The sequence below is a fragment of the Microbacterium resistens genome (assembly GCF_021172025.1).
GTDB lineage: Bacteria > Actinomycetota > Actinomycetes > Actinomycetales > Microbacteriaceae > Microbacterium > Microbacterium resistens.
This window is the reverse complement of record NZ_CP082781.1, coordinates 1944422-1969505: the sequence shown is the minus strand read 5'-3', so window position 1 is coordinate 1969505 and position 25084 is coordinate 1944422. Positions and strand designations below refer to the sequence as shown.

At 69.0% G+C, this 25084-nt stretch carries 24 protein-coding genes and 1 pseudogene; 14 read left to right on the top strand and 11 right to left on the bottom strand.

The genetic code is table 11. The features are described 5' to 3' along the window. Positions 1-59: 59 nt before the first annotated feature. The 6 genes from K8F61_RS09370 to K8F61_RS09345 form a co-directional block, all read right to left on the bottom strand. A complete protein-coding gene (locus tag K8F61_RS09370; RefSeq protein WP_231821458.1) occupies positions 60-1967 on the bottom strand; it encodes a relaxase/mobilization nuclease domain-containing protein in 1908 nt (635 codons plus the stop codon). Continuing rightward, complete coding sequence (locus K8F61_RS09365; protein ID WP_231821457.1) at positions 1967-2476, bottom strand: hypothetical protein; 510 nt, start codon at positions 2474-2476, stop codon at positions 1967-1969. The genes K8F61_RS09370 and K8F61_RS09365 overlap by 1 nt, the downstream gene beginning before the upstream one ends. 872 nt (positions 2477-3348) lie before the next feature. Beyond that, positions 3349-3729 carry a hypothetical protein gene (locus K8F61_RS09360; RefSeq protein ID WP_231821456.1) on the bottom strand — a complete coding sequence of 127 codons (381 nt, stop codon included), beginning with the start codon at positions 3727-3729 and terminating at the stop codon, positions 3349-3351. Continuing rightward, positions 3726-4022 carry a hypothetical protein gene (locus K8F61_RS09355; protein ID WP_231821455.1) on the bottom strand — a complete coding sequence of 99 codons (297 nt, stop codon included), beginning with the start codon at positions 4020-4022 and terminating at the stop codon, positions 3726-3728. The genes K8F61_RS09360 and K8F61_RS09355 overlap by 4 nt, the downstream gene beginning before the upstream one ends. Before the next feature lie 2 nt (positions 4023-4024). Further along, complete coding sequence (locus K8F61_RS09350) at positions 4025-5902, bottom strand: DNA primase family protein (protein WP_231821454.1); 1878 nt, start codon at positions 5900-5902, stop codon at positions 4025-4027. Positions 5903-5997: 95 nt separating this feature from the next. Continuing rightward, positions 5998-6354 (bottom strand): hypothetical protein, encoded by a 357-nt coding sequence (locus K8F61_RS09345; protein ID WP_231821453.1) that lies wholly within the window; start codon positions 6352-6354, stop codon positions 5998-6000. Positions 6355-6634: 280 nt separating this feature from the next. Between K8F61_RS09345 and K8F61_RS09340 the strand changes: the two genes are divergently transcribed. The 4 genes from K8F61_RS09340 (at position 6635) to K8F61_RS19040 (ending at position 9366) form a co-directional block, all read left to right on the top strand. Then, positions 6635-7018: a helix-turn-helix domain-containing protein gene (locus K8F61_RS09340; protein WP_231821452.1), complete on the top strand. Its 384-nt coding sequence runs from the start codon at positions 6635-6637 to the stop codon at positions 7016-7018. Between the two features lie 632 nt (positions 7019-7650). Further along, on the top strand, positions 7651-8454 hold the full coding sequence (locus K8F61_RS09335) for a helix-turn-helix domain-containing protein (protein WP_231821451.1): 804 nt from the start codon (positions 7651-7653) through the stop codon (positions 8452-8454). A gap of 34 nt (positions 8455-8488) precedes the next feature. Beyond that, the gene (locus tag K8F61_RS19045; RefSeq protein WP_269456637.1) at positions 8489-9019 is read left to right on the top strand and encodes a XamI family restriction endonuclease; all 531 of its coding nucleotides are present in this window, start codon (positions 8489-8491) and stop codon (positions 9017-9019) included. Positions 9020-9117: 98 nt separating this feature from the next. After that, positions 9118-9366, top strand: a complete 249-nt coding sequence (locus K8F61_RS19040; RefSeq protein WP_418888083.1) for a XamI family restriction endonuclease — start codon at positions 9118-9120, stop codon at positions 9364-9366. Between the two features lie 67 nt (positions 9367-9433). Here the strand turns inward: K8F61_RS19040 and K8F61_RS09325 are convergent, their stop codons facing one another. After that, positions 9434-9649 carry a helix-turn-helix domain-containing protein gene (locus K8F61_RS09325; RefSeq protein WP_231821450.1) on the bottom strand — a complete coding sequence of 72 codons (216 nt, stop codon included), beginning with the start codon at positions 9647-9649 and terminating at the stop codon, positions 9434-9436. A gap of 250 nt (positions 9650-9899) precedes the next feature. Here K8F61_RS09325 and K8F61_RS09320 point away from each other — a divergent pair, with 250 nt between their 5' ends. Together K8F61_RS09320 and K8F61_RS09315 are read left to right on the top strand one after the other, a co-directional pair. Continuing rightward, on the top strand, positions 9900-11183 hold the full coding sequence (locus tag K8F61_RS09320; protein ID WP_231821449.1) for a site-specific integrase: 1284 nt from the start codon (positions 9900-9902) through the stop codon (positions 11181-11183). Between the two features lie 590 nt (positions 11184-11773). Then, complete coding sequence (locus K8F61_RS09315) at positions 11774-12100, top strand: hypothetical protein (RefSeq protein ID WP_231821448.1); 327 nt, start codon at positions 11774-11776, stop codon at positions 12098-12100. A gap of 129 nt (positions 12101-12229) precedes the next feature. Here the strand turns inward: K8F61_RS09315 and K8F61_RS09310 are convergent, their stop codons facing one another. Continuing rightward, positions 12230-13588 (bottom strand): GntR family transcriptional regulator, encoded by a 1359-nt coding sequence (locus tag K8F61_RS09310; RefSeq protein WP_231821447.1) that lies wholly within the window; start codon positions 13586-13588, stop codon positions 12230-12232. A 488-nt stretch (positions 13589-14076) separates the two neighbouring features. Here K8F61_RS09310 and K8F61_RS09305 point away from each other — a divergent pair, with 488 nt between their 5' ends. Beyond that, entirely contained in the window at positions 14077-14787 is a 711-nt protein-coding gene (locus K8F61_RS09305; RefSeq protein WP_231821446.1) for a YceI family protein, read from the top strand. Positions 14788-14832: 45 nt separating this feature from the next. On the opposite strand, the gene K8F61_RS09300 is transcribed toward K8F61_RS09305, so the two are convergent. Together K8F61_RS09300 and K8F61_RS09295 are read right to left on the bottom strand one after the other, a co-directional pair. Further along, positions 14833-15225, bottom strand: a complete 393-nt coding sequence (locus K8F61_RS09300; RefSeq protein ID WP_169797644.1) for an FCD domain-containing protein — start codon at positions 15223-15225, stop codon at positions 14833-14835. Between the two features lie 797 nt (positions 15226-16022). Beyond that, the gene (locus tag K8F61_RS09295; RefSeq protein ID WP_231821445.1) at positions 16023-16781 is read right to left on the bottom strand and encodes a GntR family transcriptional regulator; all 759 of its coding nucleotides are present in this window, start codon (positions 16779-16781) and stop codon (positions 16023-16025) included. 242 nt (positions 16782-17023) lie between these two features. Here K8F61_RS09295 and K8F61_RS09290 point away from each other — a divergent pair, with 242 nt between their 5' ends. From K8F61_RS09290 to K8F61_RS09280, 3 genes are all read left to right on the top strand, one after another. Then, positions 17024-17710, top strand: coding sequence for a GntR family transcriptional regulator (locus K8F61_RS09290; protein WP_231821444.1), 687 nt, complete (start codon positions 17024-17026; stop codon positions 17708-17710). Next, positions 17707-18426: a GntR family transcriptional regulator gene (locus K8F61_RS09285; RefSeq protein ID WP_219085168.1), complete on the top strand. Its 720-nt coding sequence runs from the start codon at positions 17707-17709 to the stop codon at positions 18424-18426. The genes K8F61_RS09290 and K8F61_RS09285 overlap by 4 nt, the downstream gene beginning before the upstream one ends. Before the next feature lie 245 nt (positions 18427-18671). Then, on the top strand, positions 18672-19322 hold the full coding sequence (locus tag K8F61_RS09280; protein WP_231821443.1) for an aquaporin: 651 nt from the start codon (positions 18672-18674) through the stop codon (positions 19320-19322). A gap of 100 nt (positions 19323-19422) precedes the next feature. Here K8F61_RS09280 and K8F61_RS09275 read toward each other — a convergent pair. After that, positions 19423-19986: pseudogene (locus K8F61_RS09275) on the bottom strand (TetR/AcrR family transcriptional regulator); the annotation flags it as partial. 191 nt (positions 19987-20177) lie between these two features. On the opposite strand from K8F61_RS09275, the gene K8F61_RS09270 reads away from it, so the two are divergent. From K8F61_RS09270 to paaZ, 4 genes are read left to right on the top strand one after another with little or no spacing between them, the layout of a single operon-like run. Beyond that, positions 20178-21365, top strand: coding sequence for a thiolase family protein (locus K8F61_RS09270; RefSeq protein WP_231821442.1), 1188 nt, complete (start codon positions 20178-20180; stop codon positions 21363-21365). A 1-nt stretch (position 21366) separates the two neighbouring features. Beyond that, the gene (locus tag K8F61_RS09265; protein WP_219085171.1) at positions 21367-22107 is read left to right on the top strand and encodes an enoyl-CoA hydratase/isomerase family protein; all 741 of its coding nucleotides are present in this window, start codon (positions 21367-21369) and stop codon (positions 22105-22107) included. Beyond that, positions 22104-22997, top strand: a complete 894-nt coding sequence (locus K8F61_RS09260) for a 3-hydroxyacyl-CoA dehydrogenase family protein (RefSeq protein WP_231821441.1) — start codon at positions 22104-22106, stop codon at positions 22995-22997. Before K8F61_RS09265 ends, K8F61_RS09260 begins: the two co-directional genes overlap by 4 nt. After that, positions 22982-25048, top strand: a complete 2067-nt coding sequence (gene paaZ / locus K8F61_RS09255; RefSeq protein WP_418888082.1) for a phenylacetic acid degradation bifunctional protein PaaZ — start codon at positions 22982-22984, stop codon at positions 25046-25048. The genes K8F61_RS09260 and paaZ overlap by 16 nt, the downstream gene beginning before the upstream one ends. The last annotated feature ends 36 nt before the right edge of the window (positions 25049-25084 follow it).

Below are 25084 nucleotides of genomic sequence, written 5' to 3'. Positions count from 1 at the left end.
GTTATCTCGGCGCGGCAGCGGGCGCATGGGCGACGCCGGTGTCGCGGCCAGTCACTTGGTCACAGCTCCATCTCCCTGTCTCCCCTTTCCCGGGTCTCGAGGTCTGCAACACGCGCGCTGTTCTTCTGGATGATGTGTTCGCGGCGCTCGTGGGAGCGAGAGTCGTAGATGCCCGCTGCGAGGTCCGCGTCGACGCGTGCGACGTATCCGAGCTCGAATCGGAGATCGGCCTTCATCGTGCGGAGCCTGCCGCGCGGATCCTCGTTGACCTGCGTCTCGTGCTCGGCGACGGCTGCGCTCAGCCGCTTTGCACGATCGAACGCCCGCGCTCGTTCCTCGGCCAGTGACGCTCGAGCTGTCAGGAGGGCGTGCAGTTCAGGGTCCAAGTGGCCGGCGACGTGGGCGAGGAGCGCAGGACCGATGCCGATCGCGGTGGCTTCCTGTTCGAAGGCGGCGCGTTCCGCGCTCGTTCTCGGCGCTCGGCCGCGCCAGCGCTCCTCGAACTGGGCGAGAGCGTGGACGCGACGTCGTCGAGTATCCGTAGGCGCTGAAAGTTCCCACAGCGCGGAGCGGAGTGGAGCCGCCGGGTTCTCAAGCTTCACCGGACGGGAAGAGATGAAACGCCGACGCACATACGGAGCGGCGTGTGCCTTCTCATCGACCGAAGCTGGGGCGGGCTCCGGTCGGGACGCTCGTGTGGCCGATGCCCAGGCCCTGTCCGACTCGGCCTGGAGTTGCTCGATGAGCGCACGCTGCCGGGCAGCGGCCTTGTCGAGACGCTGTTGCCGTTCAAGAGAGAGCGCCGACGGCTGCTTCGACACGGCGCTCCGCTCGGCCCGTTCGTGCTCGCGCACATTCCGCTCGATCGCCGCTTCGACGTCTTCACGGCGGAAGCCGTCGCCGAGACCCTTGTTCGTGCCAGGACGGCCGCCTCGCCGCATATGGGCACGTGCCGGCTCAGCGAAGGTACCGTCCGGCAGCGTGAGCATCATGCCGAAGCTCACGTCCTGTCCGCGAGCGGTGATGGTGACGCGGTACTCGCGGGCAATCTTGGAGAGTTCCTCCCAGGACTGGAACCGCGGATCCGAGAGGGCCTCTTTCACGCGGGCCTCCAGCTCGATCTCCGAGAACCGCTCGGTCGGAGGAGCCATGCCGATGTCGGTGGCGATCATCCGGTCGCGCTCGGTGAGCTGGTACCGGTCGAATTCACGCATCCGACGGCTCTGACGTGCCTGCGCGGCCGACGTCGAGGTGTCGCGATGCAGCCGCACGGCGTTCTCTGCCGCGGTGGTCCTCCGCCGGCGCTCGCTCGGCGACAGCGTCGCGGTCTCTGAATCCGCGAGTACAGCAGTACGGACGGTCGCCATCGCCTGCTCGGCTTCCTGCGTCTTCCGTGCCATGTCCGCGCGCTGCGTGAAGCCGTTGGCGGCGAGGACGCGATCGTGGGCGATGGCGAGTCGGCTGTGAGTGACGATGTTGCTGTCGATGCTCTTCCCGGTCTCGGGGTGCACCGCGCCGACGATGATGTGGTTGTGCACGCAGCCGGAGCGGCCGTTGATCTCCGTCGCGATGAGCGCGGGATGACCCGGGAAACGATCCTCGGCCAGCGCCCGGCCCAGCTCGTGAGCTATGATCCATGACTCCGGATCGTCGGGGTCAAGCTCGTCGCGGCCGAAGCTTTGGATCAGGCAGTATGCCTGGACGTACGTCGACTCGTAAATCGCCCGACCATTCGCGTCGCGCGCAGGCACCGGGGTGCCGCTCGTGTCGCGCAGGATGGTGCCGGCCGAGTCCGTCAGCGCGCGCGGACGCACGCCGTCTTTACCGTGCCGCACGCGGATCTTCTGGAGCCGCTTCTCGAAGAGCGGGACGGACGCGTTGAGAGCCGAGATTGCGACGGCGTCCTTCTTGGCATAGTTCTGCGCTCGGCCGCTCGTGTACGTCGACTGAGACGAGACGTTGACCATCAGAGAACCTCGTCAGAGGCTTCCGCGTCCGCTGCAGCCTCCAGAGTGCTGACCAACTCGACGAGAGCGGCCTCCATGCGCTCGAGCGCAGCCAGTGACGACTGGGCTGCATCGAAAGCAGCGAGCATCTCCGTGCGGGTGACCGGGCCGTCGTCAAAGTTCACCTTGCGGAGAATGCCGTACATCGACCCGCGCGCGTGCACGACCGCGTTCCTGCACTGGTCGAGCCCGTCCCAGAGGTTCTGCGGCACCTCGACGACGCGAGAGGGCGTCCACGCCTCCGGCTGACCCGCGAGGATCCGCGCTGCTCGCTCGTTGCCGCAGAGGAGCAAACGCACGGCTTCGGAGAAGTCGACGCTCTCCACCGGCACGCGGCGCTGTTTGGCGAGCGCGTTACGCATCCGGTGGACTGCCGCTTCCTCGGCGTCACCGAGACGCAGCGCACGCTGACGTCCGAAATTGACGGGCTTTGGCCGACGCTGCTTGCCGGTGCTGCGGGGAGCGGACATCGATGGGATCCTCTGGATGGATCCCATGCGTCCGGCGTCCGGGAGAGCTGAGGGTCGCCGCCACCCAAAGAGATTCGAGTGTGGACGGTGGCGCTAATACGACCTGCTGTCTCTACGACCTTAACCCGCCCCGTACCCCCTCGCAACAGACGCAACAGAGCACCCGTACCCCCTCGCAACAGAGGCGAGGACCAGTTTGATCCGTATGACAGATAACCTCGCACGCTCGGTCATCTGTCCTCCGGATCTGGTCCATTCGCGCGTCGCGCTCACCATGGAATTCAGCTCTCGCCGGACCTCCCCTCCTCGCTGCGCTCGGAGGGGCCCCCAAGAGTCCAGCGTCGCCAGAGGCAGGTCGTAGCGCGGGCCAGTTCGCGACACAACCTCATCCGGCGACCCCTGCCTGGCGACGGCACCACGATGCAGGCGTCTGCAATCTGAGATGCCCTCAAAGTGTCTCCGTGCAGACACCTCGGGCGCACCGGGCGGACGCGAGAAGCGCACACGAAGGGCGTGTCCCGCAAGGAGCTCCCGAGTGTCCACGACGAGACACCTCAGTGTCTCTGAGGTGTCTCGTCGGAGAGCACGCGTTCCTCGGTGTTCCTGATGCGTCCCCGAGGTGTCTCTCGCGCGTCCTTCATGCGTCCCCCGGGGTGTCTGCCCGGCGCGCGTGCTCCGAGGCGTCTCGCCCGTGTCTCCTCGGCGTCTCTGAGGCGTCGCCGACGAGTCCCGCCTGAAGGCGCATGCTTCGACGCGTCCCTAAGGAGCCCTCAGGGTGTTCCTGAGGTGTCGCCTGCGGGCACAAGCGCGTTGTGTGCGGATGCATCCGAAACTGGGCAGCCCGGCTTCGCCGGGCGCCTGCGCGGCCCCGGTCAGGAGGAGGGCAGGGTGATCGGCCACCGGGTGGTCGCACCGCCAGCATGGGCTTGCGCATCGAGCACTAGTTTCAGCGCGGCGGGGTCGATGCCCGTGATCGCGTCGCGCAAGTCGACCGGCTGCGCGGCGCTGGCGAGGCTGGACGCGACCGCGAGGATGCGCCGCTCGCCGCCGCTGAGGTAGCCGCCATCCAGTCCCGCCAGGTCTGCGTCGAACCACACGCCGCCCGAAGCGTGGCGGCGGATCCACGGGCCGTCGAGGAGGCGGCCGCCGAGGGTGCGGACGAGGAGCTCGACGGCCGCCTCGAGGGCGACGTCGCCGCGGGCCCAGGCGCGCAGCGCCGCGGCGCGGTTGTCGGGGATGCGGGGGATGCTCATCGACGTCCTCCCGACGCTCGGATCAGACCGACGAAGCCACGCACGATCGGGTTCTCGAAGACCGAGTCCGACATGTCGAGCGGGAGGCCGGGGGCCGGTGGCGCGATCAGCTCGTCCAACAGCACGAACACCTCCGGCGGCGCGGTCGCGAGGAAGGCCTCCACCTGCTGCCGCGTAGCGGGACGGGCGTTGAGCGAGTGGAAGAGCACCCAGCCGAGTACGGGCTTCTCGCGCATGTGGGCGTTGAGCCTCTCCTGCTCCTCAGGGGTGCGGTCGCGATGATCGGTCGTCATGATCAGTCCTCCGTCTTCTGGTCAGTGGGGGCATCACAGTCCCGGACACGCTTCTGCTGCGCCTCGTGCACGGCTGCCTCCGCCGCCTGCGGGCCGCGCCCCATGCCGGCCGCGACCCACGCGTCGTGCACGTCGCGGCGCAGGAAGCCGCGCTCCTGGCGGGGCGCGGACTTCGCGAGGCCGCGGGTCGGCCCGTAGCCGGAGCTCTCCCACTGCCACTTGTTGACCGCTTCCACGTAGTGGAACTCGTCGAGCACCGGCTCAGCGGACGTGAGCCAGGAGCGGGTATTGAGCTTCTGGTCCTTCCTGCCATCGGCGGTGTCGATCTGCGGGACGACCCACACGTCGGGGTCGAACAGCGCCTTGATCTCCTTGGTGAAGGTGTTCGCTTCGACGGGCTTCGACTCGGAGCGGTTCTCCCGCAGCCACGCGACGTACAGGGCGCGGACCATGGGGAACGGGACGAACGGACGCTGGAACTGGTGCCCGTACTCGTCGAAGAAGGCCAGCACCGTGTTGGTCTCGCGCTTGTGCGCCCGGAGGGCGTTGCGCACTGCAGGCGGCTCATCGAGCTCCCAGTACTTCGGGATCTCGACGAGCACCTTGTACGCCATGTACTCGAGGACCTCGGTGCGGCGGAGGTAGTCGTCCTTGATGGCCTTGTTCTTCACGCCATCCGGGAACCTCTGCGTCATCGGCACGATCGCCAGGCGGCGGTCCATCGACTCGGTCTTGTCGCGGAAGTTCAGCGCGCCGTTGAGGGTGAGGATCGTGAAGATCGACGGCTTGTAGGTGATGACGGTCTTGTGCTTCCTGTCGATCCGGATCGGATCGTTGGTGATGATCGCCTTGAGGTCGCTGGCGTCCTTGATGAACTCGCCCACCGGAGTCTCGTCGGGCGCGTTCAGGTGCGTCCCGATCAGCTGCTCCTTGCCGAACTGCGAGCCGTAGTCCTTGATCGGCACGCTCGCGCAGTTCCGGTCGCCCACCAGGGCGCGGACGTGCGCGAGGATCGTGCCCTTGCCGTTGGACCCGGACTCGGCGTGCAGCGACGGCATCTTCTGCCAGTCGTGCCGTGGGCGGAGGGCCGCGCCGATCACCTTCATGAGGTACGTGCGGGTCCCCTCGTCGGGGATCGTCTCCTCCCAGAACCGCTCCAGGTCCCAGACGTTGCCGTTCTCCTCCTCGATCCGAGGCACGGGGTGCTGATCCTCGATCAGGCGGACGTCGCAGTTGCGGGCAAGGAACACGTGTTCTGGGGTGAACTCGATGCGCTCACCAGTCCGGTAGTCGAAGATGCAGTCGCGCATGACCACGAGGTCGGGGTTCTGGGTCTCGGTGACCTTGACGGCGTGCACCCGGACCTGGCGCTCGAACTCGGCGAACCACTTGCCGTCGTGGCTGAAGTTGTACGCCTTCGCGAGGTTCACCAGCAGGTCCTTGTCGGCACGGCGGTAGAGCCCTTCGTGCTCGCCCGACTCCTGGTAGATCGCGAGGACGCCGAGGCCGTCGTCCGAGTTCGCCCCGCCCGGGGTGACCTCGGCGACATGGTGCAGGTGGTGGACGATCAGCGCGGCCTGGACCGGGTAGAGCGTCCTCGGCATCGAGTACTTCGTGTCCCCCTTGTCCATCTTCTGGTTCTCGCCGCGCAGGACGCCGCAGCAGGCGGCGAGCAGGGCATGCTCGATCCGCGCGGGCGGCGGCGGATCAGCCGGATCGATCGCGCTCAGGTGGGCGCGAGTCGTCCGACGGAGGACTTCGTTGAGCGGCGCGACACTCAGCTGCCCGGCGAAGTGCTTCGCGTTGGCGGCCATCGCCTCGGACAGAGGAGTCGTCCGCGGCGCGGAGCTGTTGTCAGGGGGCATCAGGTCGGATACCATCGAGGTATCTCCTTCGGGTCGTGCACGAGCGGCAACTCGTGATCCGGTTGGTGAGTGAACTCGAGAGGCTCCGCTACGGCGGGGCCTCTCTCATGTCAGGCGGCGAGGAGACGGCCGAGTTCGGCCTTCCGCTCGTCGCTGAGGCGCGGCCAGGTCGAGACGACCCTGGCGGCGATGATGGCGAGCTCGTCCAGCGAGACGGCCGCTGGGGGTGCCTGCTCGCCTGCGATCTCGGGGTCGATGTACTTCGCGCCGGCGGCCGGCTCGCGGAAGCGGCCGAGGTCAGAGGCCTCGAGGTCTTCCTCGGCGATCCAGTACGTGCCGCGGTCGTCGATCACCTCGGCGCGCAGGCGGCCGTCGAGGATGCGGCGGCGGATGGTCTGCGGGTGACCCCAGCCGCGCTTGGAGGCCTGGGAAATGGTGAAGCCGCGGCGAGCGGTGGCGGTGCTCATGCCGAGTACCTCCTGGCGTGGAAGATGGACGGGGACGGCACGTCTGTCTCCACGCCGGACCAGCCAAGGTCGGGCGCTTAGGTCTCCGGCGTCGCAGCCGGGACCAGCACTGGCACTGCCCTCACCGCCGATCAGCTGATCGATCGTGCGGCGGGTCGACCATCTCGGGTCGCATCACCAGGATACGCCAGATCTGGTGCCAGACACAAGAGAATGTCCGAGATTCGTGTTCAGGATTTGTGTACTGCGCTAGAATGGCTCATAGACGAGAGGAATCGCCATGACGATCGCGACACAGACCTTCGCCCGGCGGGTACGGGAGGAACGCCAGCGCTCCGGTTTGAGTCAGGCGGCGGTCGCCGCGCGGCTATCGGAGCTTGTGGGCAGAACGATCGACCACAGCGCCATGGCACGGTCGGAGAAGCACGACCGCCCTGTCCGACTGGATGAGGCGGTGGCGCTGTCCGAGATCCTCGAGGTGCCGCTCGCCGCGCTGCTGCGGGACCGCACGGCTGCCGACGAGGAGCTCGGGGAGCTCAGGCGGGAGCTCTCGGTGGCCGAGTGGCGCTCGAGCACGGCGCGGGCCGACTATGAGGAGGCGCAGGACGCCATCACGGGTATCCAGCAGCGCATTGCTGAGCTCGAGGCGCAGTGGGAGCAGTGACAGCGGGTCGCGTTGGAGATGAGGCACTGAGGCACTGGCATTCACGTGGTGCCTCACGTGGTGCCTAACGTGAATGCCTGGTCAGGTCCAGGTTTGTGCGAGTTTGAGGTACTGAGGCACTGGATCGACGAGAAAGTCCGCGTTGAAGATCTTCGTGGCAATCCTCCGACTGCCTACTCACACGCGTTCCCGCCACGCATTATTTTGATCGTTCTAGTGCCTCAGTGCCTCAAATCTCCGAGAAACCGCTCCTGACCTGGGTAAACGACTGAGGCACTACGTGAGGCATTAGGCGGGGGTCAGTGCCTCAGTGCCTCATCGGCGTCACACCCCCCCGCCGCCCCTTCCTCCCTCCGACCAGCCTGCGCTGCGCGCCGGGCAAGGATAGGGGGAGCGGCCTCGAACATTACGCCCATCCCCCTCCCGCCTGAGCTGGCCGAGCGGGCGGCGGCACGCGAGCACAAGCGCCGAGCCAGCCTGGCGGCGAGCCGCCTCCCGCAGGGCCGCGCGCCCTTGGTCGCATGATGTCGCGGAGGGTGGGTTGTGGGCAGTCCACCACCACCTGAACGCGCCTGCCCATCGACTCAGGCATGAGCATTGACTACTCAGTGAGTACTCGGTAGGCTCGTCTCATGAATGAGCGCACCCACCGACGCACCGAGCTGGACCTCACGCAGACCGACGCCGCGCGCCGCGCTGGCGTCTCCCTGGCCACCTGGCGGCGCTGGGAGCAGGACCCGGGCTCGGTCAGTGAAAAGACGCGTCGAGCCTGCGAAAGCGCCCTGGACGGCCTCTCCGAGTCCGATCTCGCACTGTCCAAGGAAGTGGCTGCGTTCACCCGAACGTGGCAGGACTCTCCACGTCTCACGCCACGGCAGGCGTACGCCATTGCCCTGGAGCTCGACATGTGGGACGACCTGCATCTGTCCGCCTGGATCAGCGATCCGAGCGGACCGCTCTACGACGTCCCGCCTTTCGACGAGTTCGACCTCCGAGTCATGATGCTGGTTGGGGAGAATCGCGCCTGGGCCGAGGCGGTCCGCCGGCGTTGCCGCGTGATCTCCGACGAGATTGAGGCCGGCACACTCCCGTTCGACCGGCCGGGGCCGCTCATCGACGAGGTGCTGATCGGCGCGGCACTCACGGGCGCACAGGCGTCGCTCGAAGACATGCCGGAGATCTTCGAGCGGGTCCCCGCACGCGAGGCCGTCGACGACGAGGCCGAGTACCTGCTCGGCGACGACGACTGGGATACTGTCTCGGACGGGTTCGACGACGCCTGCAGGTGGGACGAGTGGGAGGCCCCGCTCCGGCACGGTCATCCCCTCCTGCCCGCCATCTTGGCCGAACGCCACCCCTTCACCTGGTTCGACCTCGCCGAGCCCACGGGCCCCGGCTACCTCCAGCGGCTTTCCGGCCTCGTCCTCGAGGACTGAGTCAGTCGACCCACCGCACACCCGGGAGGCTCCCATGGCCCTCAACGCGCCCGCAGCGCGCGGTCGGCGCGCGACCGCCGAGGTAGGGGCCTTGGTCGATGCTTGCGACGAGCGGGGCAGCAACTCCGTCACGACACGCCGCTCGGCAATTACCGTCGGTCTCACCGGGATCCGCGACCAGGCTGCGACGCTTCTGAGCAGCGGTGGGAACCTCACTGTGGTCAGATACCTGGCCGGACCTCCGCTCAGCGAGGACGACCTCATGGCGATCGCCGAGACTGACAGCCTCGCAAGGGGACAGATCAAGACGGACCCATCGATCGCCGAGAGAGTCGGAGACACCGTCCTGTCCGGTATCGACCGTCGGCCATTCCCGTGGGTAACCGAAAACAGGGAGCCGCTCGACGCCGAGCGCGAGAGCGCGGTGGTCGGAACGGTTGTCCTAATTGCTAATCAGAAGCCTGCAGACGTGGCGGCGCGCGCGGGCGAAGAAGCTGCAGGGGGGTGCGGTTGCGGATGCGCTCCTAGGCAACGGCTTCACTCAGGTCAAGACGCGAGCGATTGAGAACATCTCTCACTTCCCGGAACGCGGGTGAGTCTTGCACGGAGAGCAGCTTCGCGGGGCGCAAGGCGGACGTCATCGTTTGCCTCTGGGACGGTCGAGTGCTTGCCGTCGAGTGCAAGGTCAGTAACTCCGAGGTCAACAGCGTCAAGCGCGTGAATAACGACGCAGCAGCCAAGGCCGAGGTGTGGATCAACCAATTCGGCCAAGTGAATGTGGTTCCCGCTGCGGTGCTGTCGGGCGTCTTCAAGGTTAGCAACCTTGAGAGCGCCCAGGCACGCGGTCTAACACTCTTCTGGGCACACCGCCTCGACGCGCTGATCGCGTTCATAGAGCAGACGCGCCCTTAGGTTATGCCCCTCTCGCGGAACGACCCCAGCCGAATGGCTGGGGTCGTTTGCTTTCGTGGGGCCCGGTTCATTCCCGGTGCACCGCGGCCATCGTCTCGGCCTCGCGGGTCTCGAGGTAGGCGTCCAAGGCGGCGACGCGGTACCGGACTGCCCGACCTTCCTTCAGGTACGGCGGGCCGGACTTACGGTGCCGGAGGACGGCGAGCGCTTCGGGCGTCGTGCCGAGATAGATCGCAGCCTCGCTCGGGACGAGGACGGCGGGCGTAATGGTTGTTGTAGACATACGTATCCCTTGCAGTGTCGTACCTGCAAGCGGGTCGCTGGCCAACCATTTCAGGCTGTCGCTCCAGAGTGCATCGTTGGATGCGCCACCTGTCGTGGGAGAAGGGCTCTCCCTGCCGATTGTTCTGTTCTCGGCCTTTCTCTGTATACCTCCCAGTCTGCCCGAGAAGTCTCCTGATTACCAGTGTTGATCGGGTCTTTCTGTCATCTCTTTAGTTGAATTGAACCTGCGTAATGGCTACGCTTAAAGAATGACCGTGGACGCGAAGAAGACTGGCCGCAGAGCGGCATCGACGAAGCTCGACAAGGGTGAGCATTCCATCGATCGGAACACGCCGACGAGGCGTGTGCTGAAGGGCCGTGAGGTGCTTGTGCTCGACTGGTCCGTGCGCGACATGGCGGGCAAGCTCCACACGAGGCGCTCGCAGGGCGCGTCGATCTCCGAGACGCGGAACAAGGCGAAGAGGGCTGCGAAGGCGATCCTCGAGACCGGCGGCCAGAAGAGCGACTGGCGCGGCACCGACAAGATGACCCGATTTATCGACAGGGTCTCGCGCCCCGCGATCGACGAGGCAAGTCACCGCCCAGCCTCTGTGTCGCAGTACAAACGTGCACTCTCCTATATTCGCGCGGAGCTGGCGGGGTACTCGATCGCCGACGCCTGGCACTACGACCGCCTCACGGACGCCCTCTATGCCATTGCCGCAGCCCACGGTGCGGAGCAGGCGCGTCAGGCGCGTACGGTTCTCGGGCTCTACGTCGGCCAGCCGCTCAAGCGGTACCGGCTCGCGACGAGCAATCCCATCGAGGGTGCGAAGCTCGACCTCGCCAAGCGCGCACCAGCGCAGACCGGCAAGAAACGCGGCGGAGTGGCGCTCGGTCCCGAGGAGCAGGAGCGCGTCATCTCGTACCTCTTGGCGCTCGACCCCGCCGAAGGCGTCGTCGACGTGATCCGCGGCCGGTGGAAGGGCATCCCCGTCAAGCAGCGCCGGAACGCGATCGACTTGACTCTGCTCCACGCGGGAACAGGCATCCGCATTAAGGAGTCTCTGATGCTCGAGCGCCGCGACGTCGTCATTGACGGCGAGCTCATGTTCATCGACATCCGCCCGGAGGTCGCGAAGACGCACATCCCGCGCCGTGCAGCGGTGCTCGACCCGCGCATCCAGAAGCGTCTCGCCTCACGATTGGAGGAAACGAAGGATCTGGGATCGAATGCGCCGCTCATCGGGGGGCCGGCAAACCCTGCGAAGCGCTGGACCCAGAACGGATCCTCTGGGGCTGCAGACCAAATCCGTGCTCTCTACCCGGAGCTCGCTACGGCCTGCGATGCTTCTGCGCTCGAGTTCCAGCGGTCCCACGTATGGCGCACGACGTTGAACGCTCGCATGGAGGAGGCAGGCATCGCTCTCAAGGCGCGGGCCGCCCAGCTCGGCCACGGTGAGGCCGTGAACCAGTCGAACTACACGGCGGGGATCGACATGGTGGGTCTGTCGCGGGCGTATCGGGAGCGTCAAGCGGCAGATGCAAGGTGAGATCGCTACGGTCTGCGCTACGGTCTAACCCAGTCATCTACGGTTAAGTCCAGTAATCCTCAGTCATCATCTCTTCCAAGAAAACACGACATCGCGGGACATTTTCGCCGAGATTGACTGGAAGTGACAAGTGATCGACTCATAATCGTGAGGTCGCGGGTTCAAGCCCCGCTCCTGCTACAGAACGCCCCGAGATTCCGCAGAATCTCGGGGTTTTCCGTGTCTGCGGGGAGCGCCTGACGCCGGCGTATCACATACGTATCACAGGGGAAATCACGCGGCGTTGTCGGCCGCCCCGCGCGCTCGTGAAGACGAACTCCTCCGGGTTGCGCCCGGCGATGAGGTCCCGCAGGCCGGATCGCTCAGCGTCCCGAGGGATCCCACTGTCTGCTCGGTAACATCTGCGGCATGGGCTTCCACCAGAAGAGTGCCTCACATTGAGTGACGACAGGGCAGCAGCATGGCGGGAGGCCGCGGTCGCGGGCGCGCTCACCTACCATGCTGCTGTCCTGGTGTTGATTCTCCCGGGGGCGATGGGACGCCTCACGGACGGAATCTCAACGTACCTCGACGTTGTTCAGGCTCTGGCCGTGATCCCCATCGCACTGGTCGTTCGAGCCACCGTCGCGACGATCCGCAAACGAGAGCCGACACCGGCATGGATCATTGGCGGCGACATGCTCGGCTACCTGCTGATGATCGCGATCGTTGGCATGGTTTCGATACCCGGGAATCTCGCAGGCACCGCCGTTTTCGGTGTCGTTGTGATGTCGGCAAAAGGCCTCGTTGCGATTCCGGTGCTGGCCGCTTTGTCGCTCCTGGTGCAGCGGTACCGTCCGCTTCGGATCGTTCTCGGGACGCTTGTGATCGCTGATGTGCTGTTCGCGATCGTCGCTGTTGGCCTCACCATGCGCTAGTCGGGCAACTCGTCCCGCCGGGTGAAGGAGGCGGTGCCGAGATGCTCCTGGTTGCGGCGCTGCTGGCGAGCGGGATCCCGTTGTCGAGGTCGAGCGGCAGTGCCCGTGGCGTTATGGCGAGGGCGCGGGTCACTGACCGTCGTCGCGAGGAGCGTTCGCGAGGATCTGCCCCCGGCGGTCGGCCCGCGTGAAGACGTCGCGATAGACCAACTCGGCCAGGCGGGTGTCGCGGCTCGCGATCGCCTCGTACAGCAGCCTGTGCCCGCGCAACACGACGGAGGCGAGCGGCGCCTCCGAGACGAGCAGCCTCATCCGGCCCTCGATGAGCCGGTTCACCTCGCCGAGCAGCCGATTGCCGCACATGGCGTAGATCTGCGTCCGGAAGTCGAAGATCGTCTCCACGAGGTTCTTCGTGTCGCCCGGCACGACGCGATGCTCGGCGACCAGCTTCTCCTTCAGCGCCGCGAGCTCTCGCGGAAGTGGCCGCTGGGCGGCGAGGCGTGTGGCGAGCACGTCCATGGCGGCGCCGACGTCGAAGAGGTCGTCGCGCTCCTCGTCGCGCAGGCCCCGCACGCGGGAGGCCACCCGCGAGGACCCCGAAGTCGCGAGTCCCTCCCTGGTCAGCATCTCGATGGCCTCGCCGACCGGGATGCGGCTCACGCCGAACTCCTCCGCCAGGAGCCTCTCGGAGAGGACGCTCCCGGGAGCACGGAGGCCGTCGATGATCTGACGTTGGAGGCGGTCGTGCACCATCACGTGCTCAGGCGCATATCGGTCCTCGCCGTGCAGAGGCGGTGTCTCCGCCTCCGGCGCCGTCAGGGAGAGGTCGAACGCATCGTCGTCGAGCGCACGCAGTACCCGGGCATGGCGGGCGGCGCGCGAGCTCTCGGCGAGCTCGACCATCGTGGTCTCGGCGGCATCGGGGTCACCGTCGGCGAACGCGCGCTCGAACCTCTCGTAGAACGGCAGGGGCGTCGTCAGGGCGGGGTCGGCGAGAGCGAACATCCGCCGGGTGCGGCTCAGCAGGGCGGCGTGGATCTCGAGGAGGATGGGATTGCGGGTCGACTCGTAGCTGTGTGTCCGGAAGGCCAGCCCGGCTCGGCGCAGCTGCTCCGTGTCATCCGCGGCGACCGCGCGACGGGCGTCCTCCACGTCGGCGCGGAATCGGCGGAGGTCCGCGTCGGTGCGGCGTACGGCCGCCTGCCGGACCGCGAGGCGGTCGAAGGCGCTGTGCAGCTCCGCGATATCGGCGACGTCCGTCCGGCTGAGCACGTGAACGAGCCCGCCGTGGCGGGGGAGCCGGTCGACCAGTCCCTCGTGGATCAGCCCGCGGATCGCCTTGCGCACCGGGATGCGGCTCACGGAGAACCGTGCGGCTTCGGTCGCCTCGACGATCCGGCTTCCGCCGGGCCGGGTGCCGTCGATGATCTCGTCGCGGATCGCCCGCTGGACGCGCTCGGTGGCGGAGCACTCGTCGGCTTCGTCCACGCCCTGCACCTCCCGTCCGGATCGCCCCGTGCACCACCGGATCGGGATTGCGTCGGCGAACGACGGCGGGCGTGTGCGGCGAGAAGTCCTCAGACTACCGCACGCCCTTTCTCCGTCGTCGTCGCTCACAGACGGGCCGTCACGTCCCTTTGCCGGGGCGAACGCGTACCAGCAGCAGCGCCGTGTATCGGAGGACGCTTTCCGATGAATCCCCTCCATAACGGGGCGAGGACGTCGAGGCTCCGAGACCGGTCGGTTAGTGTCGATCCGACGGCGGGTCCGGACCTCGGGAGTGGATGGGACTCCAGAACGCCGGGAGGGGAACGAGGGCGTGGAGACACAGGACGCGGACGGGATCCACGATCCGACGGGGCCGCTGGCGGCGGAGCCCGTGGCAGACGGCTACCTCGCGTATGCGAACCTCGGCGTGGACGGCTGATCCGTCGACGCCAGACACCGATCACGAGACGAGAAGAGAGCGCACGCTGATGAGAAAGCGTACGAAAGTGATCCTCCTGTCCAGCCTGGCCGGCGTGCTCGTCCTCGGCGGCGTGGCAGCGATCGCCGGTCCGATCGTGTACCGCGATCTCATCGTCGGGGAGGTCGACGCGCCGCCGACGGTCGCCGCGACGCCTCCCGCGACACAAGGCGCCGGAGGCGGCGACGCCGCGGCTCCTGCGCTCGATGGCGAGTGGGCGGTGCAGGACGGGTCATACGCGGGCTATCGGGTGGACGAGGTCCTGAACGGCACGGACGTCACCGTCGTCGGACGCACCGAGAAGGTCACGGGATCGTTGACGGTTGACGGCCTGACGCTCACGGATGCCGTCATCGAGGTCGACGTGGCCTCCATCGAGACTGATTCTGCGAGCCGCGATAGCTACTTCCGTGACACGGCGATGCGCGCGGGCACCTATCCGACGGCGACCTTCCGACTGACCGAGCCGGTCACCGCCCCACAGGCGCCCGCCGCCGGTCAGCCGCAGACGATCACTGCCAGCGGAGAACTCACGATGGCCGGGCAGACCCGTGCCGTCACCGTGGACCTGCAGGCGATCTGGAACGGCGAAGGGGGCCAGGTGGCCGGATCCATCCCCGTGACGTTCGCGGACTTCGGCGTCGAAGCGCCGAACCTCGGGTTCGTCTCGGTGGAGCCGACGGGGGCCGTGGAGTTCTCGCTCCTCATCCAGCGTCCCTGAACCGGTTACGCAGCGGCGGCGGCCCGCCCGGGCCACGGACCCGGATCAGGATGCAACGGGGTAGGTCGGCGATCCCGCTCGGTCCGGACGGACGACGAGGTCGAGCAGGTGCCGGAGCGCTTCCTCTGCGGCTTCGGAATCACCGGCGCGGACGGCGCCGACGACCGTCTTTCGTGCCGCCTGACGGGCGGCGACAGCGGCCGGCGCGCGATCCAGCGAAGCGACGTGGCTCAGGGTCTCTGGGCCGAGCCGCTCCAGCAGAGGGTTCCGCGCGGCGTGTCGCAGGGCGCTCAGAAAGTCCGCCCATGTCCGCTGTTCGTCCGCTCCGGCATCGATGTGGCCTTCAAGCACGGCGAGGTCGTCGTCGGTGCGACGGGAGGCGGCCAACCGTGCCGCGAGAAGTGCGATGACTCCATGGGCGTAGGCGGGGTCACTCACCCGCCGGGCCCCTGTCGAAGCGCCTACCGGCCACGGCGGCATGACGCGTCGTCCGTGCGGCCTCGTGTCCCCAGAACCCGGTTCCATCGGGTCTCCTCCCCTTTGCGTCCTGGCATCCTATCTGGGAAAGCCGAACGAGCAAGCAGGGGAGGCTCTGTGCGGCGACTGATGAGGCGTTGGAATACAGTGTCGCACCAACGACGCAACCCTTCCCGCGGAAGAGGGGCGGGAAGGGTTGCCCGGGCGCGAGCCCCGCGGGTTATCCCCCACCGCGCGGGGCTCACGGTCTTTCCTCCGGGTGGCCGCGTCGACGGGGTCCTCGCGTGGGGCAGAGGGTGTCCTCTGCCACGGAGCGCGAAGCGGCCCGTGAAGAGTATGCCAGAGAATCGATGCGTTGTCCACGATTGCGTTCCAGTTCGATGCGCGCCACGGCATAGACTTTTCGCCGGAGTTCTGTATCGACTCGCGCGATGAGCTGGGCTACACTGGCCAGTGCCCGTCATCGCTGAGATTCGATGGCATGCCAGCACCTCGAAGCGGCAGAGAGTCACCTCCCCAGGCCTCGAAGCCGGGCCGTCCATGTCGGCGCCGGGCGCCGTTCCCTGGCCATGCGTACGAAGGCCGACGCGACGCGGATGCGTCGGGCCGATGACGGGCACCGTCGCCGGCCACGAACGATCGCCGGGGGAGGACGTGTCATCGCGTGTTCGCGGTACCGGAGGCCTGCGAGCACGGCGCAGGCTCGTCAGTGTGATCGGTCGGGACGTGCCGCGACCGGTGTCGCGCGCGGGTGCGCCTCACCGACTCCCGAGGTCGTTGTCGGGGACGTCGTCGGCGGGGGCCAGGATGGACTGGAGTCCCTGCACCGCGGCAGCCGCCTCCTCACCCTCGCCGTCCTGGATGGCGCGGCGAAGCCTCTCGAAGGTCGCGCCGAGATCGGGGGCAAGCGGCGCGGCGACTCGGTAGGCGAACATGTCGCGCATCAAAGCGAATCGCATGTGCGACAGGGCAGCGCCGTACGGCGTGCCCTCGGCCAGTTCTGCGAGGCGCTCGATGCCCGCGGAGAAGGACGCGAGGACGTCGGTGATCCTGTGCGATCCCAGCGCCTCCTCGATGGCGACGACGTCTTCGACCAGGTGGCGGCGTTGCGCGGAACTCAGTTCGGGAACGATGTAGCGCAGAGTGCTGCCGGTCAGATCGCACGCGAATCTCACCGACAGATCCGACGAGCGACGCGTGGATGGCGTGACCCGCGAGAAGCGGTTGGCGGCGAGTTCGACCAAGCCGATCTGCTCGAGGCGCAGCAGGGCGTCGCGGACCGGCATCCGCGAGACCCCGAGCTCCGCCGACAGGGCCGGCAGGGCGAGGCGCGTGCCGGGCGGGAGCTGCCGAGTCGCGATGGCGCCCGCGAGGATGTCGAACACCGCGTCGCTCAGCCGATGGGGCGAGAGGGTGATCCGTTCCAGTCCGCGAAGTGCCGGGGCGGCGTCCGGGGGCGTCGCCCCGTGCTCGGGCGACGACGCGCCCTCTTCGACGAGGCGGGTGACAGAAGCCATGTTCCGAGCATAGTGAACCGTGGGTGGATGGTGGATAGATTGCACGCCAGTATTCACGAAATGTGTGGAGCATTCGCACAGCGGATTCCGTACGGCGACCCGGTGGCACAACGGTGGGTGGTGAGAAAGCTCGCCAGGTCGCGCTCGGGTCGGGCTGGGAGAAGGCGCGGCACGCGAGGCTTCCTCGCCCGCAAGAGCAAAGGGAGATCGCGATGGTTAGGTCGCATGCCAAAATAGTGGCCATGACTGACTTCCATGCCGCGGGCGACCACACGCGGCGGATCGCGGACGCCTTGCGAGGGCGCATCGTCCGCGGCGAGATCGCCGACGGGGCGCGACTGGTCGAGGCCGACATCGCCGCCGAGTTCGGTGTGAGCCGCACGCCCGCGCGTGTCGCGCTCGACCTTCTGGAGCGCGAAGGGTTCGTCGAGCACCGGCGCAATCGAGGTGCGGTGGTGAAGAGCACGCATCACCCCCGAGAGATCGCGGACGCCCGCGAGGTCCAGGGGGCGTTCGCCGTGCTGTTCGTCAAGCTCGTCGTCGCGCACGCCACGGACGAGGAGCTGCGTGACGGCAAGGCGAGGCTGGCCGAGCTGTCCGATGAGGACCCCGCCGCGGCGGAGGAGATCCTCGCGGATGTGCAGCAGCGCCTCATCGCGGCCACGCGCAACCGCGTCTTCCAACAGGCGATGGCGCGCTTCGAGATCCGCCAGCGGGTGCTGGCCGCGGCGATCGAGCCGCGCACCGACGCGCGGAGATGGCTCCACGCGCTGATGGACGCCCTGGTCGCGCGCGACGTGGAGGCCGCGGTGAGCCTGCTGGAGGAGGAGGAGTCGCGGATCCAGCGCGTCGGCGTGGACCGTGCTCTTCGCGGATTGGAGGAGGCCGAGTCGGCGGCTTCCGGTGTCGACGGAGGGGGGCGCGGGTGACGACGACGATGACCAAGGCGGAGGGCGCCAGGACGCACTCCTCGGACGAGGCGGCCCGCGTGGCGCAGGCCCTGCGGCGCGAGATCATCTCGGGCCGGCGTCGGGCCGGCAGCGTGCTCTCCGAACGGCAGATCGGCGACGCGCACGGCGTGGGGCGCGCCGCCGTCCGTCCGGCCGTGCAGAACCTGATCGACGAGGGCCTCGCCACCCCGGGCGGACCCCGGTCGGCCGCCCGCGTGGCCGAGTGCGGCTACCAGGACGTGACCGATCTTTTCGTCGTCGCGCAGCAGGTGTCGGCGTACGGCTGCCATCTTGCGGCGCAGCGGCGCTCCCAGGACGACCTCGATCATCTCGCCGCCCTGCTGCGCCGGATCGACTCCGCCCTCGCGAAGGACCGCCCGAAGGATGTCATGCGCGGGTGCATCGAGTTCCGCGACGAGTCGATGCGCATGTCCGACAACGAGGCGCTCATGGACATGGACGACGTCGTGCGCCCGCGACTGGAGGCGTACTTCGAGGAGATCGATCGTCCGTTCCCGTCTGCCGTCGGCTTCCACGCGGTGTACCGCGCATTCGTCGAGCGGGATGCGGATGCCGCCTACGCCATCGTGTTCCGTCTGTACCAGGACGCGATCGACGCGCTGACCGCGCACGACGCCGAGGGGCGTTCCTCGGCCGACGCGATCGCCGTGCTGAGCGGCGCCCTGGAGGACTGACCGGCCGGGCTCCCGGAGCCGTGACGACGCCGGCGTGCGCCGCGTCCGTCGCCACGCGGTCGCGACGGGCTGGGGAGGCGGGAGTCCGCGTCCTCGTCGTCACACGGCGACGCGGACGTGCGGCAAACACACAGGAAACACTCAGATGTCGATATTCTGGTCGCGCCGATCGGGTGTTCGACCCCGCACGGCGCGCGGGCGAGCATCGCCCTCATTCGGATGAACCCACGAGAAAGGGCATCACCATGACCGGTACGGCACGGAAGGCGACCGCTGAGGCGCTCGCGACCTTCCTGTTCGTCTTCAGCATCATCGGAGCCGTCAACAGCGGCAACGCGCTCGCACCGCTTGCGATCGGCCTCGCGCTCGGGGTGCTCGTCTTCGCGACCGGGCACATCTCCGGCGCGCATCTGAACCCCGCCGTCTCGGTCGGAGTGTTCCTGCGCGGCGGCCTGAGCGTCGGCGACCTCATCGCCTACATCGTGGCCCAGTTCGTCGGCGGTGCCCTCGCCGCGCTCGCGAGCTTCGCCCTGTGGCCGCGAGCCGCGGAGCCGACGAAGATCGAGATCGGCCCGGCGTTCCTCGCCGAGGCGCTGTTCACGCTCGTCCTGGTCTGGGTGGTGCTGAACGTCGCGACGTCCAAGGACACCGCCGGCAACTCCTTCTACGGCCTCGCGATCGGCGGCACGGTGTTCGTCGGCGCCGTCGCGGTCGGCGGCGTCTCCGGCGGCGGGTTCAACCCGGCCGTGGCCCTGGGGCTGTCGATCAGCGGGCAGTTCGCCTGGAGCGCGCTGTGGCTCTACATCCTCGCCCCCGTCGTGGGCGCGATCGTGGCCGCGCTCGCCTTCCGGCTGCTGAACACGGACGACGCGAAGAAGATCGCCGCCGCGGAGTGATCCGGCGCTCTCTCGAGCGCACGATCACCTGACAGCCGCCGCGGAGCCCCGTCATCGCCACCTGCACGACGTCGGCTGCGATGTCGTCCGGAAGGACGGGGCCCTCGGGCCGGTACCACTCCACGAGGGAGTTGATCATGCCGAACACGAACCGCGTCAGGACCGCCGGTTCGATGTCGTCCCGCACGCCGCCCTCGTCCTGGGCCTCGGCCACGAGGGCGGCGACCCGCTGGTCGAACGTCCGCCGTCGCTGCATCGCGGCGAGCTCCACCTGGCTGTTGCCGCGGACGCGAAGAAGCAGAGTGACGGTCGGCAGCTCGTCGGTCAGCACGTGAACGGCGCCGGTGACGACCTGTTCCAGACGGGACGCGGCCGATCCCGGTGACCGCAGTGCGGTCTCGAGCACCTGCTCGAGCGAACCGAGAGCGGAGTCGAGCGCGATGCGGAGCATCTCCTCCTTCGAGGAGAAGTGGTGGTAGAGCGCGGCCTTGGACACGCCCAGTCGCCCCGTGATGTCGGAGACGCTGGTCGCGTCGTAACCGCGCTGGGTGAACAGCAGCACCGCGGCGGCAAGCACCTGGTCCCGGTCATAGCCCGGCCGGCCGCGCCGCGGTGCCGTCGCGCTCGGCGCGTCGGCGGACGCGCGCTCGGCATCGGGGGTCATCGAACCAGTCTCCCACCGCCCGGCGGTCGCCGCTGCGCGAACGGATGATCACGGACGAGACCCGGGTTGCCGCTGTGACCCCGGGTCTGCGAAGATTACTGAACGATCGGTAGGAAAAGCTCAGGGCGTCGAGCGAGCGCCCGAGCCCGCCGACGAGGACGATCCGCCCCGCACCGTCGCAGGAGGTCACGATGCCCGAGGCCTATCTGGTCGGCGGTGTGCGCACGCCCGTCGGGCGCTACGGTGGGGCGCTCGCCTCGGTGCGGGCGGACGACCTCGCGGCCCTCGTCGTCCGTGCCGCCGTCGAACGTGCGGCGCTGCCGGTCGACGCCGTGGACGAGGTCGTGCTCGGCGCGGCGAACCAGGCGGGTGAGGACAACCGCAACGTCGCGCGCATGGCCGTGCTCCTCGCGGCGCTTCCGGACACGGTGCCGGGCATGACGGTGAACCGGCTGTGCGCCTCCGGGATGACGGCCGTCGCGCTCGCCGCCCAGGCGATCCGCGCCGGCGACGCTGACGCGTTGGTCGCCGGCGGCGTGGAATCGATGACGAGGGCGCCCTGGGTCCAGGCCAAGCCGGAGCGCGCCTGGGCGAAGCCGGGCGCCGCCTTCGACACGGCGATCGGGTGGCGCTTCACGAACCCGCGCCTGCTTGCGAGGGACCGTGCGACGTCCTCCATGCCGGAGACCGCCGAGGAGGTCGGGCGGATCGACCGGATCACGCGGGAGGACGCCGACGCGTTCGCGCTGGAGAGTCACCGTCGCGCGGTCGCGGCTCTCGACGCCGGGAGGTTCGCCGCGGAGACCGTCCCCGTGACCACCGCGGGCGGTCACACCGTCGAGACGGACGAGGGGCCGCGCCGGGACACGACTCTCGAGGCGCTCGCTCGGCTGCCGGCCGCCGTCCCGGGCGGGTCCCTCGTCACCGCGGGCAACGCCAGTCCGCTCAGCGACGGCGCCTCCGCGCTGGTGGTCGCGTCGGAGTCCGCCGTGAACCTCCACGGGCTCGCTCCCCGGGCCCGGATCGTCTCCTCCGCCACCGCGGCCCTCGCTCCGGAGATCATGGGGCTCGGCCCGGTGCCGGCGACCGGGAAGGCGCTGGAGAGAGCGGGCCTGTCCGTGGCGGACATCGGCGCCGTCGAACTGAACGAGGCGTTCGCGACCCAGGCGCTCGCTGTCATCCGTCGCCTGGGCCTGGATCCTGCGCGCGTCAACGCCGACGGCGGGGCGATCGCGCTCGGGCATCCGCTCGGCTCCAGCGGCTGCCGGATCCTCGTCACGCTGCTCGGGCGGATGGAGCGCGAGGGGGCGCGGTACGGTCTGGCCACGATGTGTGTGGGCGTCGGCCAGGGCACGGCGATGATCCTCGAGCGGGTGTGACATGGCGGCGTCCCTCCGGATCGAACGCGCCCCCGACGTCGTCGTGGCGACGCTCGACCGACCCGACACCCGCAACGCCATCGACCAGGCGATGATCGACCAGCTGCACGCGCTGTGCGCCGAGCTGGAAGCGGAGCCGCGGACGCTCATCCTCACCGGCGAGGGCGGGGTCTTCGCCTCCGGCGCCGATATCGCCGAGCTTCGCGAGCGCGGCGCCGACGATGCGCGCCGGGGGATCAACACGCACGCGTTCCAGCGGGTCCGCGCGCTTCCGATGCCGGTCGTGGCGGCGCTCGACGGCTATGCGCTCGGCGGCGGCGCGGAGCTCGCCTATGCGGCCGACATCCGGATCGGCACGCCGGGTCTTCGGATCGGGAATCCGGAGACCGGACTGGGCATCATCGCGGCCGCGGGTGCGACCTGGCGACTGCCGGAGATCGTCGGCGCGGCCCGGGCTGCCGAGCTCCTCCTCACCGGGCGCATCCTGACGGGAGACGAAGCCCTCGCCTGGGGGCTGGTGTCCTCCCTGCACGAGCCCGGCGACCTCCGCGCTGCGGCGCACGCGATCGCCGAGCGGATCGCCCGGGCGGATCCTGCCGCGACGCGGCACACCAAGACGGCCCTGCGGGCGGAGAGCGACGCGCACCCGGAGCTCGAGCTCGAGCTCCAGGCCGATCTCTTCGAAAGCCCGGAGAAGCACCGGCGCATGACCGCATTCCTGGAACGGAGGAGTCGTCGATGAGCGAGGCGGACGCCACGGGCGCAGGCGAGGCGGACCGGGAGCGGGCCCCCGCGCGCGTCGGTGTGATCGGCGGCGGCCGGATGGGCGCCGGGATCGCGCACGCCTTCCTTCTCGCCGGATCCCACGTCGTCGTGGTGGAGCGCGACGAGGAAGCGGCCCGCTCGGCGGGAGAGCGGATCGCGGAGAGCATCCGCCGCTCGGTCGAGCGCGGCGGCACGGTTCGGGGCGTCGACGAGGCGTTCGCGCGGCTCGTCACCGGCACCGCACCGACCCTGCTGGCGGATCGGGACCTCGTGATCGAAGCCGTCCCGGAGGACCGGCGGCTGAAGACCGAGACCCTGCGTCGCATCGAGGGCGCCGCCCCGCACGCCGCACTGGCGACGAACACGTCGTCCATCCCGATCGACGATCTCGCCGCGGCTCTGGCCCGACCCGATCGGTTCCTCGGGCTGCACTTCTTCAACCCCGTGCCCTCGTCCGCCCTCATCGAGATCGTGACCGGGACCGCGACGGACGCCGCCCTGGTCGAGGCGGCGCGGACCTGGGCGGCCGCCCTGGGCAAGACCGCGATCGTGGTGCGGGACGCCCCCGGGTTCGCGTCCAGCCGTCTCGGCGTCGCCCTTGCGCTCGAGGCGATCCGCATGGTCGAGGAGGGCGTCGCGACGCCCGCCGACATCGACGCGGCGATGGAGCTCGGCTACCGGCATCCCGCCGGTCCCCTCCGGACCACGGACCTCGTCGGCCTCGACGTGCGTCTGGGCATCGCGGAGGAGCTGCACGCCGCGTTCGGCGAGCGCTTCGCACCGCCCCGCCTGCTGCGCGACATGGTCGCCGACGGCAGGCTCGGTCGCAAGAGCGGCCGAGGATTCTACGAATGGAGCCCGTCATGACCGAGGTGCTGCCCAGCTTCGTGCAGGGATCGTGGTGGACACCGGCGGGCGAGGGCGGCGTCGTCGTCCGGGACGCGTCCACGGGGGAGGAGATCGTCCGGGTCGATGCGACCGGGATCGATCTCGAGGGCGCGCTGGCCCACGCCCGCTCCGTGGGGCAGCGCAGCCTCGGGGCGCTGACGTTCCACCAGCGGGCGCTCCTCCTCAAACAGATGGCGCTCGTGCTCACCGAGCACAAGGAAGAGCTGTACGCGCTGTCCCTGCGCGCCGGGTCCACCCTGCGCGACTCGGCGAACGACATCGACGGCGGCATCGGCGTCCTGTTCACGTATTCGTCGAAGGGGCGCAGGGAGCTGCCGAACGCGCAGGTCGTCGTGGACGGCCCCGCCGAGCCGCTGTCCAAGGACGGGTCCTTCCTCGGGCGGCACGTCTACACGAGGCTCCCGGGGGCCGTGCTCCAGATCAACGCCTTCAACTTCCCCGTGTGGGGCGCCCTGGAGAAGTTCGCGCCCGCCTTCCTCGCGGGGGTCCCCACCATCGTCAAGCCCGCGACCCCGACCGCGTACATCGCGGAGGCGTGGGTGCGGATCCTCGTCGACGCCGGACTCGTGCTGGACGGAACGCTGCAGCTGATCTCGGGAGCCGTCCCCGGCCTCCTCGAGCGCCTGCGGCTCGGCGACCTCGTGGCCTTCACCGGCAGTGCGAGCACCGCGGAGGGTCTTCGCGCGCAGACTCCGGAGGGGGTCCGGTTCACGAGCGAGACGGACTCGATCAACGCCTCCGTGCTGGGTCCGGATGCGACCCCGGACACCCCCGAGTTCGACGCGTACGTGACGCAGCTCCTCGTCGAGCTGACGACCAAGGCGGGGCAGAAATGCACCGCGATCCGCCGGGCGATCGTCCCCGCGGGGATGTCGGCACCGCTCGCCGACGCACTGCGGGCGAAGCTCGAGGAGCGGGTCGTCCTCGGTGACCCTCGCGGGGAGGGGGTCACGATGGGCCCGCTCGTCTCGGTCGCGCAGCGCGACGAGGTGCGGCGGCAGGTCGACGCGCTACGGGCGGCCGGGGGAGAGCTGATCCTGGGCGACGTCTCCGAGCCGGAGGTCCGTCGTGCGGACGGCAGCACGGGGCTGGCGCCGGACGGGGCGTTCGTCGCCCCGACACTGATCGGCTTCGCGGACCCGAGGACGCCGGCGGTGCACCGGATCGAGGCTTTCGGGCCGGTCGCGAGCGTCCTGGAGTATTCGGACCTGGAGGACGCGGCCCGACTCGTCGGCGAGGGGGGCGGCTCGCTGGTCACGAGCGTCGCCACCCGCGACCCGGCCACCGCGGCGACGCTGCTGGCGGGCATCGCCGCGTACAACGGGCGCGTGCTGTTCCTCAACCGGGACGACGCCCGGACCTCCACGGGGCACGGGGCACCGGTGCCGCACCTCGTGCACGGCGGGCCGGGGCGGGCGGGCGGCGGCGAGGAGCTCGGCGGCATCCGCGCCGTCCTGCACCACATGCAGCGCACCGCCGTGCAGGGGACGCCGGAGATCCTGACCGCGATCACCGGCATCTGGCACACGGGCGCGGGCACGGACAGGGCGCAGCACCCGTTCCGCAAGTCCCTGGACGAGCTCCGCCTGGGCGATCAGGTGGAGTCCGGGCTGCGGGAGCTGTCGCTGGAGGACGTGGAGGCCTTCGCGCACTCGACGGGAGACACCTTCTATGCGCACATGGACGAGGAGGCCGCCGCGGCCAACCCGTTCTTCGGCGGGCGCGTGGCGCATGGCTACCTGCTGGTCTCCTGGGCGGCCGGGCTGTTCGTCTCGCCGGAGCCCGGGCCGGTGCTCGCGAACTACGGTCTGGAGAACCTGCGCTTCGTCACCCCGGTCAGGCCGGGCGATGCGATCCGGGTCACCCTCACCGCCAAGCAGATCACCCCGCGGGAGACCGAGGAGTACGGAGAGGTGCGCTGGGACGCCGTGATCCACAACCAGCGGGACGAGGTCGTGGCGACCTACGACGTGCTGACGCTGGTGGAGAAGGAGCCCGCGGCGGGCTGACACGGACGGAATCCTCGTCCTGCGCCCCTCGTCCTG